Below are 17,504 nucleotides of genomic sequence, written 5' to 3'. Positions count from 1 at the left end.
AGTCGTGAAAGGGGGTTGAATTTTTGATTCTGTCTAATGAAAGCAGAGCAAAAATTTGACCTTTTTTGACCTAGATATTATAATAGTCTTATCTTCAGTCATTTGACCAACAAAATTAAAACTCAAAAGGAGAAATAAATGATTCCTGTAGTTATTGAACAAACAAGCCGTGGAGAACGTTCCTACGATATTTACTCACGTCTTCTCAAAGACCGCATCATTATGCTGACAGGCCCAGTTGAAGACAACATGGCCAACTCTGTTATTGCCCAATTGCTTTTCTTGGATGCCCAAGATAGTACAAAAGATATTTACCTTTATGTCAATACACCTGGTGGCTCAGTTTCAGCTGGTTTGGCAATTGTTGATACCATGAACTTTATCAAGGCAGATGTCCAAACTATCGTTATGGGTATGGCAGCATCTATGGGGACTGTCATCGCGTCAAGTGGAGCAAAAGGAAAACGCTTTATGCTTCCAAATGCTGAGTACATGATTCACCAACCAATGGGTGGTACAGGTGGTGGTACTCAACAAACCGATATGGCGATTGCTGCAGAACACTTGCTCAAAACTCGTAACATCTTGGAAAAAATCTTGGCTGAAAATTCAGGTCAGTCAATCGAAAAAGTCCATGCAGATGCAGAACGTGATAACTGGATGAGTGCTCAAGAAACACTTGAATATGGCTTTATTGATGAAATCATGGCCAACAATTCATTGAACTAATAATCAAAGAAGGCAAACTCGACTGGGTTTGCTTTTTTTGGTATAATAGGGAGAGATTTCTTAGAAAGAGGATTTATCATGTTTGAAAAAGTCAATCGATCTGGCTTGATTATCTATCTTTACTATAATCGTGATGCCAAAAAACTGCAGGATTATGGAGATATTACCTATCATTCCAAGAAACATCGTTACTTACAGCTTTATGTTCCAACTCAAGAAGTGGAGCAATTGGTCGGGCGCTTGAGCAAGGAAAAATTTATAAAAAAAGTCAGAGTTTGTCATATCCAAGAGCTGGAAACACCCTTTGTGGGCAATCTTTATCGAGAAGAAAACGTTATCATCGAAAAAGTTCAAGAAAAGTGTTGACAATTTTCTGATAATTCGGTATATTCTTAACATGCTATTTATTTAAGAATAAGGAGACAAAAAAATGAAGAAAAAATTTGCCCTATCGTTTGTGGCGCTTGCAAGTGTAGCACTTCTTGCAGCCTGTGGAGAAGTGAAGTCTGGAGCGTCAAACGCTGCTGGTAACTCAGTAGAGGAAAAGACAATCAAAATTGGATTTAACTTCGAGGAAACTGGTGCCGTAGCAGCCTACGGAACATCTGAACAAAAAGGTGCCCAACTTGCCGTTGATGAAATCAATGCAGCAGGCGGTATCGATGGAAAACAAATCGAAGTAGTAGATAAAGATAATAAGTCTGAAACAGCTGAGGCAGCTTCAGTAACAACTAACCTTGTAACCCAATCTAAAGTATCAGCAATCGTAGGACCTGCGACATCTGGTGCGACTGCAGCTGCGGTAGCTAACGCTACAAAAGCAGGTGTTCCATTGATTTCGCCAAGTGCGACTCAAGATGGATTGACTAAAGGTCAAGATTACCTCTTTATCGGAACTTTCCAAGATAGCTTCCAAGGAAAAATTATCTCAAACTATGTTTCTGAAAAATTGCAAGCTAAGAAAGTTGTTCTTTACACTGACAATGCCAGCGACTACGCTAAAGGTATTGCCAAAGCCTTCCGTGAAGCTTACAAAGGTGAAATCGTTGCAGATGAAACTTTCGTAGCAGGTGACACAGACTTCCAAGCAGCCCTTACAAAAATGAAAGGGAAAGACTTTGATGCTATCATCGTTCCTGGTTACTACACTGAAGCCGGTAAAATTGTAAACCAAGCGCGTGGTATGGGAATTGACAAGCCAATCGTTGGTGGTGATGGATTCAACGGTGAAGAGTTTGTACAACAAGCAACTCCTGAAAAAGCATCAAACATCTACTTTATCTCAGGCTTCTCAACTACTGTAGAAGTTTCAGCTAAAGCAAAAGCCTTCCTGGACGCTTACCGTGCTAAGTACAATGAAGAGCCTTCAACATTTGCAGCCTTAGCTTATGATTCAGTTCACCTTGTAGCAAACGCAGCAAAAGGTGCTAAAAACTCAGGTGAGATTAAGGACAACCTTGCTAAAACAAAAGACTTTGAAGGTGTAACTGGTCAAACAAGCTTCGATGCGGACCACAACACAGTCAAAACAGCTTACATGATGACCATGAATAATGGTAAGGTTGAAGCAGCAGAAGTTGTAAAACCATAATAGAAAAATGTTGAAATAGGGAATGAGCCTCTGACTCACTCCCTGTTTCGATGTTTAAGAACCTATCAAAAAGTGAGGGGAAACCCTCAAAATTATAAATAGAAAGAGTGAATCTTATGCTCCAACAACTAGTAAATGGTTTGATTCTAGGTAGTGTTTACGCACTGTTAGCCCTAGGGTATACCATGGTTTACGGAATTATCAAGCTCATCAACTTCGCCCACGGTGATATTTATATGATGGGAGCCTTTATCGGTTATTTCTTGATTAATTCTTTCCAAATGAATTTCTTTGTAGCGCTTATTGTAGCTATGATAGCGACAGCCATCCTTGGTGTCGTGATTGAGTTTCTTGCTTACCGACCTTTGCGCCACTCTACTCGTATTGCTGTTTTGATTACGGCTATTGGGGTTTCTTTCCTATTGGAGTATGGGATGGTCTATCTGGTTGGTGCCAATACCCGTGCTTTCCCTCAAGCGATTCAAACAGTTCGCTATGATTTGGGACCAGTTAGCCTAACAAACGTGCAGTTAATGATTTTGGCCATTTCCTTGATTTTGATGATTTTGTTACAAGTCATTGTCCAAAAGACTAAGATGGGGAAAGCCATGCGTGCAGTATCCGTAGATAGCGATGCAGCGCAATTGATGGGGATCAATGTAAACCGTACTATCAGCTTTACCTTTGCTTTGGGTTCTGCTCTTGCGGGGGCGGCTGGTGTTTTGATTGCCCTCTATTATAACTCTCTTGAGCCTTTGATGGGGGTTACTCCAGGTCTTAAATCTTTCGTTGCCGCAGTACTTGGTGGTATCGGAATTATTCCTGGTGCGGCTCTTGGTGGTTTTGTGATTGGTCTATTGGAAACCTTTGCGACAGCCTTTGGGATGTCAGACTTCCGTGATGCCATTGTTTATGGAATCTTGTTGTTGATCTTGATTGTCCGCCCAGCTGGTATCCTTGGTAAGAATGCGAAAGAGAAGGTGTAAACGATGAAGGAAAATTTAAAAGTTAATATTCTATGGTTACTCCTTTTGTTAGCTGGTTATGGCTTGATTAGTGTACTGGTCTCAGTCGGTGTACTCAATCTATTCTATGTACAGATTTTACAACAAATTGGAATTAATATTATTCTGGCTGTTGGTCTCAATCTAATCGTTGGTTTTTCAGGACAATTTTCACTTGGGCATGCAGGTTTCATGGCAATTGGTGCCTATGCCGCTGCTATTATTGGTTCTAAATCACCAACCTATGGTGCTTTCTTTGGAGCTATGCTGGTAGGAGCTTTGCTTTCAGGAGCAGTTGCTTTACTTGTCGGAATTCCAACCTTGCGTTTGAAGGGAGACTATCTTGCAGTAGCGACTCTTGGTGTATCTGAAATTATCCGTATCTTTATCATCAATGGTGGAAGCATTACAAATGGTGCGGCAGGTATCTTGGGAATTCCTAACTTTACAACTTGGCAAATGGTTTACTTCTTTGTCGTGATTACAACCATTGCAACCTTGAACTTCTTGCGTAGTCCAATTGGTCGTTCAACCCTCTCCGTTCGTGAGGATGAAATCGCTGCTGAGTCAGTTGGGGTTAATACGACTAAAATTAAAATCATCGCCTTTGTCTTCGGTGCTATTACTGCGAGTATTGCAGGGTCACTTCAGGCAGGATTTATCGGTTCAGTTGTACCGAAAGATTACACTTTCATCAACTCAATCAACGTATTGATCATTGTTGTATTTGGTGGACTTGGTTCAATTACAGGTGCCATTGTTTCAGCTATTGTCCTTGGAATTTTGAATATGCTTCTCCAAGACGTTGCTAGCGTGCGTATGATTATTTACGCTTTGGCCTTGGTATTGGTAATGATTTTCAGACCAGGTGGACTCCTTGGAACATGGGAATTGAGCCTATCACGTTTCTTTAAAAAATCTAAAAAGGAGGAACAAAACTAATGGCATTACTTGAAGTAAAACAGTTAACCAAACATTTTGGCGGTCTAACAGCTGTTGGAGATGTGACTCTTGAATTAAATGAAGGGGAATTGGTTGGATTAATCGGTCCAAACGGAGCTGGTAAAACAACCCTTTTCAACCTTTTGACCGGTGTTTATGAACCAAGTGAGGGAACAGTTACCTTAGATGGTCACCTTTTGAATGGAAAGTCACCATATAAGATTGCCTCTTTGGGACTTGGACGTACTTTCCAAAATATCCGTCTCTTTAAAGATTTAACAGTTTTGGACAATGTTTTGATTGCTTTTGGTAACCATCACAAACAACATGTTTTTGCTAGTTTCTTACGCTTACCAGCTTTTTACAAGAGTGAAAAAGAATTAAAGGCTAAAGCTTTGGAATTGCTAAAAATCTTTGATTTAGATGGGGATGCAGAAACTCTTGCTAAAAATCTTGCCTACGGACAACAACGTCGTTTGGAAATTGTTCGTGCCCTTGCTACGGAACCTAAAATTCTCTTTTTGGATGAACCAGCCGCAGGGATGAACCCGCAGGAAACTGCTGAATTGACTGAGTTAATTCGTCGTATCAAAGATGAATTTAAGATTACCATCATGTTGATTGAACACGATATGAATCTGGTTATGGAAGTAACAGAACGTATCTACGTTCTTGAATATGGTCGTTTGATTGCTCAGGGAACTCCTGACGAAATTAAGACCAATAAACGTGTTATCGAAGCTTATCTAGGAGGTGAAGCCTAATGTCTATGTTAAAAGTTGATAATCTTTCTGTGCATTACGGTATGATCCAAGCAGTCCGTGATGTAAGCTTTGAAGTGAATGAAGGAGAAGTAGTTTCCCTTATCGGTGCCAATGGTGCAGGTAAGACAACCATTCTCCGTACCTTGTCTGGTCTAGTTAGACCAAGCTCAGGAAAAATTGAATTTTTAGGTCAAGAAATCCAAAAAATGCCAGCTCAGAAAATCGTGGCAGGTGGTCTTTCACAAGTACCAGAAGGACGCCACGTCTTCCCTGGCTTGACTGTTATGGAAAATCTAGAAATGGGAGCTTTCTTAAAGAAAAACCGTGAAGAAAATCAAGCTAACTTGAAGAAGGTCTTTTCACGCTTCCCACGTCTTGAAGAACGCAAGAACCAGGACGCAGCCACTCTTTCAGGAGGAGAACAACAAATGCTTGCCATGGGACGCGCTCTTATGTCAACACCAAAACTTCTTCTTTTAGATGAACCATCAATGGGACTTGCCCCAATCTTTATCCAAGAGATTTTTGATATCATTCAAGATATCCAGAAGCAAGGAACAACTGTCCTCTTGATTGAACAAAATGCTAATAAAGCACTCGCTATCTCTGACCGAGGCTATGTACTGGAAACAGGGAAAATCGTTCTATCAGGAACAGGAAAAGAACTCGCTTCATCAGAAGAAGTCAGAAAAGCATATCTGGGTGGCTAAACTAGTCTGGGAGACTAGTTTAGGTTGCAAATGAAGATTGCGAAGCAATCATCATTATAGTCCGGGGGACCTTTTTAGTCGGTGAATAGAGATTGCGAAGCAGTCATCAAATCCAGGGGATTATTTTAGTCTGCATATTGAGATTGCAAAGCAATTCTCATCTGCACTGGAAGGTTAGCTTCTAATCATTGAAATGGAACAGAATGAAGTGTGTCTACCCTTCATTCACAGAGCTCGATTTCAGAGCTCTTTTTGCTAGCTTATTCATACTTTTCTGAATTTTGAAAAAGAAATGTAAGCGTTTGATAGATTTACAAAAAGATTGTATAATAGGGATAAGAACAGAAAAGGAGAAGTCTCATGGCAGTTAAAGATTTTATGACCCGTAAGGTAGTGTATATTAGTCCAGATACAACAGTATCTCATGCAGCAGATTTGATGAGAGAGCAAGGGTTGCATCGCTTGCCTGTTATCGAAAATGATCAATTAGTTGGTTTGGTAACTGAAGGAACCATTGCGCAAGCTAGTCCATCCAAAGCAACCAGTCTTTCTATCTATGAGATGAACTATCTTCTAAATAAGACAAAAGTAAAAGATGTGATGATTCGCGAAGTTGTCACTGTTTCAGGCTATGCGAGTCTAGAGGATGCAACTTATCTGATGTTGAAAAATAAGATTGGTATTCTTCCTGTAGTAGATAACCATCAAGTCTATGGGGTTATTACGGACCGTGATGTTTTCCAAGCCTTTCTTGAAATTGCTGGTTATGGTGAGGAAGGAATTCGTGTGCGCTTTGTTACGGAAAACGAAATTGGCGTTCTTGGAAAAATTATTTCTTTGATTGTAGAAGAAAAGTTGAATATCTCGCATACAGTCAATATTCCGCGTAAAGATGGTAAGGTGATTATAGAAGTTCAAATCGATGGATCAATTGATTTACCAGCCTTGAAAGAAAAATTTGAATCAGAGAATATTCAAGTAGAAGAAATTACTCGTACTTCAGCAAAAGTCTTGTAAGAAAGGAAGCCGAAAGGCTTCTTTTTACGTGTAATAAGGGATTAGAGCAAAAGATGGAAAGAAATGAATGAAAATCTGAAATATTACCTTTTGATTTAGAGTAAAGGTAATTTAAAATTTAAAGATTTTTAAATTTTCTAAATATTGACAGAAGTAATAAATCGAAAAAATTATGCTGTATTTTATAAGTAACTATTTATTGTATTCTATATGACTTTAATTATGGATTAATACTATAAATTTTTTTCCAAAAATCCTTGATTCATATATGAAATAATGTTATAATAAAACAAAAAACATAGGAGTAAAAATATGTCAGGACAAATTCGTGTATCTCCAGAAACCCTCCAATCACGTGCACGTGAATATGGAAAAGCTGCAAACGATATCAGAGTTATTTTGAGCAATCTTCAACGCTTGCAAGATACCTTGCGTTCGGAATGGGAAGGTGCTGCGTTCCAAGGCTTTGATCAACAATTCTCTGAATTGAAACCAAAGGTTGAAAACTTTGCTGATTTAATGCAACAAATCAATACACAACTTGATAAGACTGCTCAAGCGATGCAACAAAATGACCAAGACTTATCTAGAAACTTTGGTCTTCAATAATCTAAAGTTGAGGTTGAGGAGAAATCCTCAACTTTTTTACTATATTTAATTAAGGAGAAAATGTGAGAAAGAAAGTTTTATTTAGCTTAGGGATGCTACTGTTATTTGTGACAATGATAGTATCCTTCTTTGCAATTGTAAAACCAACACCTATCAGCCGAACGAACTCAGATTCCTCGGTGCAACAAGCCCCTATTAAAGTAGCTATTGTTAATGAAGATACGGGTAAGGTATATAATGGACAACCGATTAACATTGCGAATACTTTAGTAAATTCGTTCATAGCTAAAAATAATTACAAAGTGGAAGTTGTTTCTAGGTCAATCGCTGAAAGCGGTCTAAAAAATGAGACTTATCAGTTGATGATAGTCTTGCCAAGTAAATTTTCAGAAGAAGCTTTAGCAATCGAATCAACTTCCCCTGTTCAGGCGAAGTTTCAATATCAAATTCAATCAAGTGACCAACTGACTGTCAAACAGGCTGAACAAGCTGTAGTAGCTTTCAAAGAGCTCTTTAATAAGGATTTGATTAATATTTATTTCACTAGTATTATCGGGAATTTGAAAACAGCACAAGGCCAGGTTGCAGATGTAGTTACAAATGAACATGAGTCACTGACTTCTTTTAATAATAAGTTAGTGGATCCTCTTGCTCAATATGGTCAACAGTTTAATGGGTTGGGTTCATCACCGAATAATCTCTTATCATCGTATTCGTCATTTAACAAGACCCTGTTAAATACAAATGATGCCTTTAAATCAATTGATTCTGTTAATAAGACATATGAGGAAACAATAAATGGAATAGATAAGCAACAAAAAAAATGGGATAATTCCTTGAATACTAGAGAACAGGCTTTGTCCAACTATGATAAAGACTTTTCCAAATTATCAGTTGAGAAACAATTATCTCAATTGGCTGCTATAAACACTCAATTTAATAATAATTTTTCAGAGCCAGCTATTTGGAAAGAAACCACTGATAAGGCTTCTTCCTATAACAAAGATATCGCAAAACTTCTAGAAAGTTTGAAGAAGAATAATAAGGAAATTGATGATACCTTATCAAATTATGATACAAAGATTAGAGAAGCAGTAGAGTCTTCCTTGGCTAAAAACCCATCAGCGGTAGATGGAGCTAATAAAACTCTTGGAAGTTATATCAAGTCGTTAAATACTAGTATGCAAAATCAAATTACTAGTAAATGGCCAAGTGTATACTACGATGATACAACTATAAATAATCTCTCTTTGTCAGATACTGATAAACAACATTTTAAAAATATTAGTGCTTTTATACGGTGGTATAGTAAGAAGATAGGGAAAGATTTGCCAACTTTGCAATCTACAACACTTGAAAATGAAGAATTCTCTCAGTTAAAGAATGACATTAAGTCTAAGAGCACAACAAAACGTGAGCTAACTTTACCTTCGTTTGAAGGAAAAATTTCAAAATTAAAGATAACAGTACCAAGCGGATACTATCTTAAAGAATCAAATTTTGGATTTTCTGATCTTGGAGGAGGTAGTTATCAGGTATCTTTCCCTGGTGAAGTATCTCCAGGTATGACTATTTCATACACACTAGGAATCAAGAATGAAAATGATCTCAATGTCTTGTCACCTGTGCTTGTTAAGTATCAATTAGATACGACAGAAGATGTAAAAGTTATAAAGGAAGATGCCCCTTATGTAGAAAAAGATAAAATAGAGAATGAGACAGTTCATGCTGCGCCTGTTAGTCCAGCTACTTCTGTAGCTTCAGGTTCCTCTACGCCTGATGTGCAGAAACCAACAGAAATTATTACAATTACGAAGACCATCACGACTACTAAGATAAATCAAACAGAAAAAAAAGTTTTGAATCGTCATTATGAGATGCAAGACATTATTTCTAACTGGGAGTACAATCCTACCAAGCTAACTCAAGCGGTTTATAAAGATGTTGAGGCGTATCTACAGTTATCAGGACTTGTTACTGCGTATTACGGCTTAGATTTATCTAAAAATACGTACACAGACACTACGTTTGTTCCAGCAGAAGGTTCTCTTGCTGCCTTAGCAAATAATGATGACCTCAAGACCATTGTGACCAATCTAATCAAAGCAACTACAGTAGAAGCTCTAAAATCAGATTTGAAGATTTCTGATAAAAAATTGACGGATATTCAGTCACGATTAGCCAATGCTGAGAAATTAACATCTAACATCGAACAGCTGAGAACAACAACCAATGATCTAATAACTCAGTTAAGACAGTTAATTGAACAGACCAAATTAGTGGATACAACGATTAAAGGTAAACCTAGTTTTGTTGCAACAGAAAAAGTAGATAATACTAGTATGGTTAATGTTAGTATGGATATGAACAGGGACCTAGGTACACTGATTTCAGCTAGTAAAACCTTGATGGACAATACAAAAGCAAACCAAGCTGTTTCTGAGACGATACAAGCTACTATGACTCAGTTGACGAATGATGTTAATACATTGGAAAAAGACGGAAAATCATTAAGTGCACGCGTTTCTGAATTGAAAAATATCATGTCTAGTGAATATGGTTCAAACGAAGAATTCCTTAAAAACTTTTCTACTGTTTTGAGCAATACTAGAACGGGTAATACGAAAAATGATGCAGTCTATGAATATTTGTCAAATCCTGTTGATGCTTCTAAAATTGGGAATGTTGTATCAGCTGCGACCAATAGACCGTCACAGACGAATCGTCAAGATGAGAGATCAGGACTCCTTGTTATCTTAATCAGCTATCTTGTTAGCTTGGTTGTTGCCTATCTTTTCCAACATGCAGATAAAGAAGAATTGCAAAGATTAATCAGTTTGAAGGACCGTTTGTCATGGAGAAATTCTTCTGGACCAATGTTCTTCCTAAGTGTGATTTCAGTAGCTGTTGGTTCTATAATTGCGATTGTTTCTGGAGTTAAACTTGCTTTCTCTGTAGGTCAATTGAGCTGGTTTGTAATGCTTCTTGTCTTGGTGAGTCTAATGATGACATATAGTCTGAATATCCTTCTTGATAAACTAAAAAGTCTTGGATTTTTGATAAGCATAAGTCTATTACTGCTTTATATCATTTCAGCAACTCAATTATTTGATGAATATTATGTGAATCCAGCTCCTATTTTAACAACTCTTTCTCCGTTAACATATCTTGAAGGTGTAGTGAGATCATTCATTAATCAGCAAAACGGAGTTGTTCAGTCAGTAATGGTAATTGTTGTTCTAACAATTGCTTTGGGACTTGTAAATATTTTCTTGTATCGCCAAGTTAAGGATAGCAAGTAATATGAAAAAAAATATTGTCTTTATCTTTCTATTGTTTTCAATTTTTACAAAAGGTAGTGTTGCTTTTGCAAACGATGGATCTTTGCAAATAGATACGTCTTTAGATAAGAATACCAAGAAAACAGAGATTCAGTACTTTGAACAGGAGAGTAATTTGACAAAGTTATTTCATCCTGAGACATATAAATTGATTGATACAACTAAAAAATTGGATAAAGAAAAGTATCAATTAGTTAAAACAAACTTATTTAGCACTAAAGTGGAATCGGAGAATATCGTTAATGAGTATCAGTCTGCTTTATTTACCAATCAGATTCAAATCAACCACAGTGATAAAAAGACTGTTTCACTTAAAAACGTAAAGTCTCCTGTTTCTTGGACTGCAATTTTATTGTTTATACTAGGGATGATTGTCACAATTTACTCGCTCTTTTATAAAAAGTTACATATAGCTAAACAATAAAGTCGATAGAAAAATACATAAAGGGAGATACAAAATGTATCTCTTTTTTATAAATAGAAAGTTCTTTAATATTCATGTTTTGCGTGATATAATAGGCATAGCATAATAGATTTAGGAGTTTTATATGGAAGAGTACATTAATATTAGTCTGGATTGTTCGCCTTTTTTATCTAAAATATTAGATTTAAGGGTCCCTACTGAGTTAACGATTAAAGAATTGATACAAATCGTCTCAGATACTTATAGTATTGGAATTAAGGTAATGAATCCAAGTGTAAGAAATCAACAGTCAGGAGAAATTCTTGCTAGTACGAGCAGTTTAGTATTAGTGAAAGACGGAGTTTTATTAAACCTGGAAAGAATATAGTAAGGGAGTCAGGTATGGAAGTTCAAAAAATTGAATTAGTAGTTGGAGATATCAAGGGAAATCGTGAAATAGCTTATGCTTTATTAACAGCAATACAACCTTATTTTGTGAATCAAAATGTTATTGAGGAAGAAGGTAAACTAACGATTGAAAGTCTATTGACAGATGAATATTATTCTTGGGATAAGCTGACTACGATGATTGAGGAAGAAAAATTACGTCATCTGATCAATGTTGGTCAATTATTTAACTCGCTGAAGGATTCAATTTATACTTATGAGTTATCACCTAGTAATCTAGTGTTTTCACGAAATGGGAACCCTCTATTCATTTTTCGTGGTGTTAAAGGGCAAGTGCCTCCCTATGATGCATTGAAGCTGGAGGCGTTTACAGTTAACTTTAAAGCTATGATAGTATCTCTATTAGATAAAAAGGTAAGTTATGAAAAATTAGTGGAGGGACAGTCGCCATTTTATAAAGGAAAACTGTTTTGTGAGACCATCATGAAGTCTGAAAATCTGGATGAAATTATAGCCTTACTACTAGAAAAATACTTAGAAGAAAAGGAACAAAATAAAGAAAAATTCTCACGTGTTCCTAATAAACTTGTTTCGCGGCTGAAGTGGACTACCATTATTGCATCATTTATTGGAGTGCTATCAATTGTTGGAGTGTTATACTTTGCATTGTTCGCTATGCCTAATCAACAAATGATTTCAGGTTTACGTTTGGCTTTTGTAAACCAAGATTATTCATCGGTTGTATCTACTGTTAAAAATACAGATTCTAAATCACTTAGTCAAGATGATGCTTATATGGTGGCTTATTCCGTCATTAAAACAGAGCCTTTAACAGAAACGCAAAAGACAGAGCTATCCAAAATATCAACTCAATCAAGTACAGACTATCTTCGTTACTGGGTTTTAATTGGGCAGTCGAAAGTTGATGAAGCTATAGATATTGCAAGTTACTTAGATGACCCACAATTATTGATGTATGGTCTTACCAAAAAGGTTGATGAAGTTCAGAGAAACCCTAACCTCACATCTGAACAACGTACTGAGCAACTAAACAATTATAAGAGTAAATTGGAAGAATTGAAGAAAAACTACCTAACACCAGAGACGAATAAGTCGAATACGACTTCAACTTCAACAGAGTCAAGATAGGAGTGGTCTATGAATTATTTATTTTTTGAAGACAATGTTTATCCACTCTATACAGGGAATACCTATCAACTGGGGCCTTCTATAGCTTCTAATATCTATCTTCCTATTCTTGAAAATGTGGTGTTGGAAGTCAAGGAAACGGGAGTTGAACTGCTCGGAGAGACTTATTCTTATGGGTATCATTTGGTTTCCATAGCTGAAGATATAAGTGTATCCTTATTGATTATTAAAAACACCGAGTATTACCTTCTTCCCGAAAAAATACTATATTTATCAGATAAGAAAGAAGCGACTATTCGCTTAGTTGATTTTCCTATAGAAATCATTTTGAGCTTTGATGGGACAAATAAGACGATTTATAGTGCTAGTCCATATTATCTTAATGGTGAAAGAAGAACAGGGACGCAAAATATTCAAGATATGGACCAACTTGTTTTTGAACAAGGTCTAGCTTTATCCGTTCAAAAACAAATCTTATCGATTCATTCACTATTTTCTATTGAGACGAGCTTACTGCCTTTTTCTGAAGTAATGGTCGAAGATCGTTCAAAAGAATTTCATCGCTCTCCACGGATTATTCTGAGAGAACCCGAGGATACAGTAACGATTGCTTCGGCACCAACAGATGATGAAGGCAACAAACAATCGTTACTAAGATTGATTATTACCCCTTTGGCGATGATTGTCTTTACGATACTAACGGTTTACTTCACACGTAGTGGTGGCATGATGTTCATGATGATGGGGATGTCTGTCATTACTATTGGGACTTCCATTCATACTTATTTTTCTGATAAAAAATCACATAAGGAACTTCAAGAACAGAAAATTGTTGAGTATATGAAATACTTGGAAACCAAGTATTCACAATTAGCTAACTTACGTAAAGAACAAGTTAAGGCTTTGGTGTATCATTTCCCTGGCATGGATCAGATTTTAGAAATGGTAGAAAAAACGGATAGACGTATTTACGAAAAGACACTTTATCATTTTGATTTTCTGTCTTATCGTTTGGGTTTGGGTGAAGTTAATTCTAGTTTTTCTATTGAGTATTCAGATTCTGAATTAACAAAATATAATGTAGCTGCTAACCAAAAAATTCAAGAACTACTTTCCTACTATCGTGTGACTAAGCAGGTACCTATTACACATACATTAACAAATCCTACGGGCTATATCGGAACACGGCAAATAGTGATTGAACAAGTTCAACAGATGATGATGCAATTAGCGACTTTCCAAAGTTACCATGATTTACAGTTTATTCCAATTTTCCGAGAGGAAGAGTTTGAGTTATGGAATTGGAGCCGATGGTTACCTCATACGAAAATAAAAGCACTAAATAGCCGTGGTTTTGTTTACAATCAACGTACTCGAGATCAACTATTAACGTCGCTCTATCAAGTTATTAAAGATAGAAAGTTAGATAGTGAGCAGGATAAAGGGAAAGAAAAGCAATACAGCCCTCATTATATTCTCTTTCTTACAGATTTAAGTCTGATGTTGGATCACAACATTATGGAGTACATCAATGAAGATTTATCCCATTTAGGAATTCATTATGTATTCGTAGAAGAAGTACTTGAGAGTCTACCAGAACACGTTAAGACAGTTGTTGACTATCGAGGAGATAAAAAAGGTACAGTATTACTTCAGGATGGCAATTATACAAATAAAGAAATTACGCCTCTTCCTCCTGTAAGTTTATCGGAAAAGGAAAATTTTGCGAGAAATCTTGCGGGTATTCATCATGTTCAAACTTTGCGTAATTCGATTCCGAATAGTATTACCTTCCTAGAGATGTATGGAGTCAATAAGGTAGAGGAACTAGAACTTTTAAAACGATGGCAAGACAATGAAACTTTCCAAACAATGGCTGTTCCTCTAGGAGTTCGAGGTAGAGATGATATTCTTTATCTAAACATCCATGAGAAGGCGCATGGGCCTCATGGATTGATTGCTGGTACTACGGGGTCAGGGAAGTCTGAGCTTATTCAGTCCTACATTCTATCTTTAGCTGTGAACTACCATCCGTATGAGGTTGCTTTCCTCTTGATTGACTATAAAGGTGGAGGGATGGCTAATCTCTTTGCAGACCTACCTCATGTTGTTGGTACGATTACAAACTTGGATGGCAACCAGGCCAATCGAGCTCTGGTATCTATCAAAGCTGAACTTAAGAAGCGTCAGCGTATTTTTGCAGAAAATGATGTTAATCATATCAACCAGTATATGAAACTCTTCAAGGAAGGGAAGGTCAAAGAACCATTACCACATCTATTAATCATTAGTGATGAGTTTGCAGAGTTGAAGGCGAATCAACCTGATTTCATGGATGAATTAGTCTCTACAGCTCGTATTGGTCGATCATTGGGGGTTAAATTAATTTTAGCAACCCAAAAACCTAGTGGGGTTGTCAACGATCAAATTTGGTCGAACTCTAAGTTTAAAATAGCCCTTAAAGTACAGGATGCTGCAGATTCTAGAGAAGTAATCAAAACACCTGATGCCGCAGAAATCACCCAGACAGGTAGAGCCTATCTTCAAGTCGGAAACAATGAAATCTATGAGCTATTCCAAAGCGCTTGGTCAGGTGCGGATTATAATCCAGAAGGACGAAATCATGTTCAAAAAAACACAACTGTGTATGAGATTACAAGTAATGGTCAATACAATGCCATTAATAAAGATTTGAGTGGTTTAGTCAATAAAAAAGAAGCAAAGGCTGTTCCAACAGAATTAGACGCCATTGTAGAAAAAGCCCGTGAAGTCTTTGATGGTCTTCATATTCATCAGGTAGCCAGTCCTTGGTTGCCACCACTTGAAGAGAAGATATATGCTAAAGATACACAATCGACTAACTACAAGGATTATTGGGGACGTTCAGAGGCATTGCAACCTATTTTAATTGGGTATCAAGATATTCCAGAAAGACAGGAACAATCTCCCCTTTACTTCAATATGGAACAAAGAGGTCATATTTTGTTGGTTTCTAGTCCAGGATTCGGTAAGTCCACTTTTCTACAGAACTTTGCGATGGATGTGATTCGTAAGCACACACCAGAACAGGTCCATTTCTACCTCTATGATTTTGGTACCAGTGGCTTAATCTCTATTTCAGATTTTCCTCATGTTGCAGATTATTTCACCTTGGATGAAACTGAGAAAATCATGAAATCCCTTCGATTCTTGAATAGAGAGATAAAAACTCGGAAACATGCTCTTTCGCAAGCAAGAGCCACAAATCTAAGGCAATACAATCAGTTGTCAGATGAGAGTTTTCCAACTATTTTCATAGAGATAGATGGTTTTGATAGTGTAATGGATGCCCCATTTGTCGATGCCTTTTATGATACTTTAAATGTCATTTCTCGAGATGGTGCCTCTCTAGGAATCTATCTGGTTGTGACACTTTCTCGTCTCAATGCGATGCGTCTACAGCTACAATCGAACTTTAAGACCAAGATTTCTCTCTTCTTATTTGATACCAGTGACTTATCAGGTGTATTAGGACGTTCAAATATTCCACTCGATGAAATTAAAGGCCGTGCCATAGCTAAATTGGATGATATTGTCCAATTCCAAGTGATGTTGCCATACAGCAGTGAACATTATACGGATTACATAAAGGAAGTTCGTGCAGAACAAGAAGCAATGGCTGTGGCATACGATGGCCCACTTCCTGCAGGTATCCCAATGTTACCAGAAAAGGTAACCAAAGAGGTGATGTCAGAAATCTTAGAAAGCAGTCAAGACTTTATCTTGGGGCTCGAAAGAGAAGCCGTTGTTCCAGCATCCTTTAGTTTTAAACGACCTATTCTTATAGCCTCAGACAGTCCTGCTTTTGTAACGAATTACTATAAATTACTAGAATATCACCTAAACCGTTTATCAGGAGTGTATAATACTGTTATTTTAGATCCTAGTCAGCGTATTAACAATCAGTTCTTTGATGGTATTCAACGATTTAATACTTCTTTAGAGGTTGATAATGTCATGAAGACGATATTAGAAGACTTTAAGAAACGGGTTGCGTCTCCGAGTCAGGACTATCCAAAATGGTTAATTTTGATACCTGATATTGCTGCGACGGCTATGGCGGCTGGAGTGAGTGAACTGGACTTCAAGCAACTCCTTAGTGAAGGAGCTCAGTATGGAGTAACCTTGCTCTTTATAGGCGCCTACCAAGATCTAGTAGCGAACAATTACGATAATTTTGTCAAACTAGTTAATCAGCTAGTAGAACAAGTCTTTCTCGGTGTACGTATCAGTGATCAAGATCATACTCGCTATCCTTACATCACAAATGAGCCGGCACTGAAACCGAACCAGGGTTATATTCTTTATCCAGATCATTATGAATCCGTTCAATTATTAGAAATTTAGAGAGGTTATTTATGTCAGATACTAAATTATTACCACTAGGCAGTGTTATTGTTTTAAAGGGAAGTACTAAAAAGATGCTCATCATCGCTCGTGTGATTGCAGCACCCGTCAAAGGAGATCTCTACCGTTTTGATTACGGAGCCTGTCTCTATCCAGAAGGAATGGTAGGAGATAGCCTTATCTACTTTAATCATGAAGATGTTTTTAAGGTTGTTCAAGAGGGCTATAGCGATGATGATAATGAGCTTATGTTAGAACATATTGCTTCGGTTGTCTCTACAACAGATATTCCTAAAGGGAATGTTGCTGAGTTGAATGAAGTAAATGAACTAGGAGGCTAATACATGGGGCAAATAGACTATGATCAAATCTATTATCTTCAAGGTAGAGTGAATGCCTACTCCGCCAGCATCTCCTCTGCCCAATCACGGATTACTTCCATCGATGAAAA

The 17,504-nt window shown here is 37.1% G+C and carries 15 protein-coding genes; all 15 read left to right on the top strand.

Annotated features, from left to right (window positions below; all coding sequences use genetic code 11):
• Positions 1-138: 138 nt before the first annotated feature.
• The 15 genes from clpP (at position 139) to ADH52_RS04990 (ending at position 17,394) form a co-directional block, all read left to right on the top strand.
• A complete protein-coding gene (gene clpP / locus ADH52_RS05060) occupies positions 139-729 on the top strand; it encodes an ATP-dependent Clp protease proteolytic subunit ClpP (RefSeq protein ID WP_000613471.1) in 591 nt (196 codons plus the stop codon).
• 78 nt (positions 730-807) lie between these two features.
• A complete protein-coding gene (locus ADH52_RS05055) occupies positions 808-1,095 on the top strand; it encodes a YlbG family protein (RefSeq protein WP_000462127.1) in 288 nt (95 codons plus the stop codon).
• A gap of 64 nt (positions 1,096-1,159) precedes the next feature.
• Positions 1,160-2,320, top strand: a complete 1,161-nt coding sequence (locus ADH52_RS05050) for an ABC transporter substrate-binding protein (RefSeq protein ID WP_049486978.1) — start codon at positions 1,160-1,162, stop codon at positions 2,318-2,320.
• Positions 2,321-2,436: 116 nt separating this feature from the next.
• A complete protein-coding gene (locus tag ADH52_RS05045; RefSeq protein WP_049486980.1) occupies positions 2,437-3,306 on the top strand; it encodes a branched-chain amino acid ABC transporter permease in 870 nt (289 codons plus the stop codon).
• A gap of 3 nt (positions 3,307-3,309) precedes the next feature.
• Complete coding sequence (locus ADH52_RS05040) at positions 3,310-4,266, top strand: branched-chain amino acid ABC transporter permease (protein WP_049486981.1); 957 nt, start codon at positions 3,310-3,312, stop codon at positions 4,264-4,266.
• Positions 4,266-5,030: an ABC transporter ATP-binding protein gene (locus tag ADH52_RS05035; protein ID WP_001185997.1), complete on the top strand. Its 765-nt coding sequence runs from the start codon at positions 4,266-4,268 to the stop codon at positions 5,028-5,030. The genes ADH52_RS05040 and ADH52_RS05035 overlap by 1 nt, the downstream gene beginning before the upstream one ends.
• The gene (locus ADH52_RS05030) at positions 5,030-5,740 is read left to right on the top strand and encodes an ABC transporter ATP-binding protein (protein WP_000062200.1); all 711 of its coding nucleotides are present in this window, start codon (positions 5,030-5,032) and stop codon (positions 5,738-5,740) included. Before ADH52_RS05035 ends, ADH52_RS05030 begins: the two co-directional genes overlap by 1 nt.
• A 360-nt stretch (positions 5,741-6,100) precedes the next feature.
• Positions 6,101-6,757 (top strand): CBS domain-containing protein, encoded by a 657-nt coding sequence (locus ADH52_RS05025; protein ID WP_042750276.1) that lies wholly within the window; start codon positions 6,101-6,103, stop codon positions 6,755-6,757.
• Between the two features lie 312 nt (positions 6,758-7,069).
• The gene (locus ADH52_RS05020) at positions 7,070-7,366 is read left to right on the top strand and encodes a WXG100 family type VII secretion target (protein WP_004261570.1); all 297 of its coding nucleotides are present in this window, start codon (positions 7,070-7,072) and stop codon (positions 7,364-7,366) included.
• 62 nt (positions 7,367-7,428) lie between these two features.
• The gene (gene esaA, locus ADH52_RS05015) at positions 7,429-10,668 is read left to right on the top strand and encodes a type VII secretion protein EsaA (RefSeq protein WP_049510463.1); all 3,240 of its coding nucleotides are present in this window, start codon (positions 7,429-7,431) and stop codon (positions 10,666-10,668) included.
• A gap of 1 nt (position 10,669) precedes the next feature.
• On the top strand, positions 10,670-11,131 hold the full coding sequence (essA, locus tag ADH52_RS05010) for a type VII secretion protein EssA (protein ID WP_004261567.1): 462 nt from the start codon (positions 10,670-10,672) through the stop codon (positions 11,129-11,131).
• Positions 11,132-11,255: 124 nt separating this feature from the next.
• On the top strand, positions 11,256-11,498 hold the full coding sequence (locus ADH52_RS05005; RefSeq protein WP_049486984.1) for a type VII secretion protein: 243 nt from the start codon (positions 11,256-11,258) through the stop codon (positions 11,496-11,498).
• Positions 11,499-11,512: 14 nt separating this feature from the next.
• Positions 11,513-12,667, top strand: a complete 1,155-nt coding sequence (essB, locus tag ADH52_RS05000; protein ID WP_049486985.1) for a type VII secretion protein EssB — start codon at positions 11,513-11,515, stop codon at positions 12,665-12,667.
• A gap of 9 nt (positions 12,668-12,676) precedes the next feature.
• The gene (essC, locus tag ADH52_RS04995) at positions 12,677-17,053 is read left to right on the top strand and encodes a type VII secretion protein EssC (RefSeq protein WP_049510462.1); all 4,377 of its coding nucleotides are present in this window, start codon (positions 12,677-12,679) and stop codon (positions 17,051-17,053) included.
• Between the two features lie 11 nt (positions 17,054-17,064).
• Positions 17,065-17,394 (top strand): DUF4176 domain-containing protein, encoded by a 330-nt coding sequence (locus tag ADH52_RS04990; protein ID WP_049486988.1) that lies wholly within the window; start codon positions 17,065-17,067, stop codon positions 17,392-17,394.
• The last annotated feature ends 110 nt before the right edge of the window (positions 17,395-17,504 follow it).

This window comes from Streptococcus pseudopneumoniae (genome assembly GCF_001072665.1).
In the GTDB taxonomy this organism is placed as follows: Bacteria; Bacillota; Bacilli; order Lactobacillales; family Streptococcaceae; genus Streptococcus; species Streptococcus pseudopneumoniae_S.
This window is presented reverse-complemented; position numbering and strand designations above follow the sequence as displayed.

Excerpts from the sequence above, each read along its gene's own strand:
- clpP (WP_000613471.1), top strand. The coding sequence starts at position 139 with ATGATTCCTGTAGTTATTGAACAAACAAGCCGTGGAGAACGTTCCTAC.
- ADH52_RS05055 (WP_000462127.1), top strand. The coding sequence starts at position 808 with ATGTTTGAAAAAGTCAATCGATCTGGCTTGATTATCTATCTTTACTAT.
- ADH52_RS05050 (WP_049486978.1), top strand. The coding sequence starts at position 1,160 with ATGAAGAAAAAATTTGCCCTATCGTTTGTGGCGCTTGCAAGTGTAGCA.
- ADH52_RS05045 (WP_049486980.1), top strand. The coding sequence starts at position 2,437 with ATGCTCCAACAACTAGTAAATGGTTTGATTCTAGGTAGTGTTTACGCA.
- ADH52_RS05040 (WP_049486981.1), top strand. The coding sequence starts at position 3,310 with ATGAAGGAAAATTTAAAAGTTAATATTCTATGGTTACTCCTTTTGTTA.
- ADH52_RS05035 (WP_001185997.1), top strand. The coding sequence starts at position 4,266 with ATGGCATTACTTGAAGTAAAACAGTTAACCAAACATTTTGGCGGTCTA.
- ADH52_RS05030 (WP_000062200.1), top strand. The coding sequence starts at position 5,030 with ATGTCTATGTTAAAAGTTGATAATCTTTCTGTGCATTACGGTATGATC.
- ADH52_RS05025 (WP_042750276.1), top strand. The coding sequence starts at position 6,101 with ATGGCAGTTAAAGATTTTATGACCCGTAAGGTAGTGTATATTAGTCCA.
- ADH52_RS05020 (WP_004261570.1), top strand. The coding sequence starts at position 7,070 with ATGTCAGGACAAATTCGTGTATCTCCAGAAACCCTCCAATCACGTGCA.
- essA (WP_004261567.1), top strand. The coding sequence starts at position 10,670 with ATGAAAAAAAATATTGTCTTTATCTTTCTATTGTTTTCAATTTTTACA.
- ADH52_RS05005 (WP_049486984.1), top strand. The coding sequence starts at position 11,256 with ATGGAAGAGTACATTAATATTAGTCTGGATTGTTCGCCTTTTTTATCT.
- essB (WP_049486985.1), top strand. The coding sequence starts at position 11,513 with ATGGAAGTTCAAAAAATTGAATTAGTAGTTGGAGATATCAAGGGAAAT.
- essC (WP_049510462.1), top strand. The coding sequence starts at position 12,677 with ATGAATTATTTATTTTTTGAAGACAATGTTTATCCACTCTATACAGGG.
- ADH52_RS04990 (WP_049486988.1), top strand. The coding sequence starts at position 17,065 with ATGTCAGATACTAAATTATTACCACTAGGCAGTGTTATTGTTTTAAAG.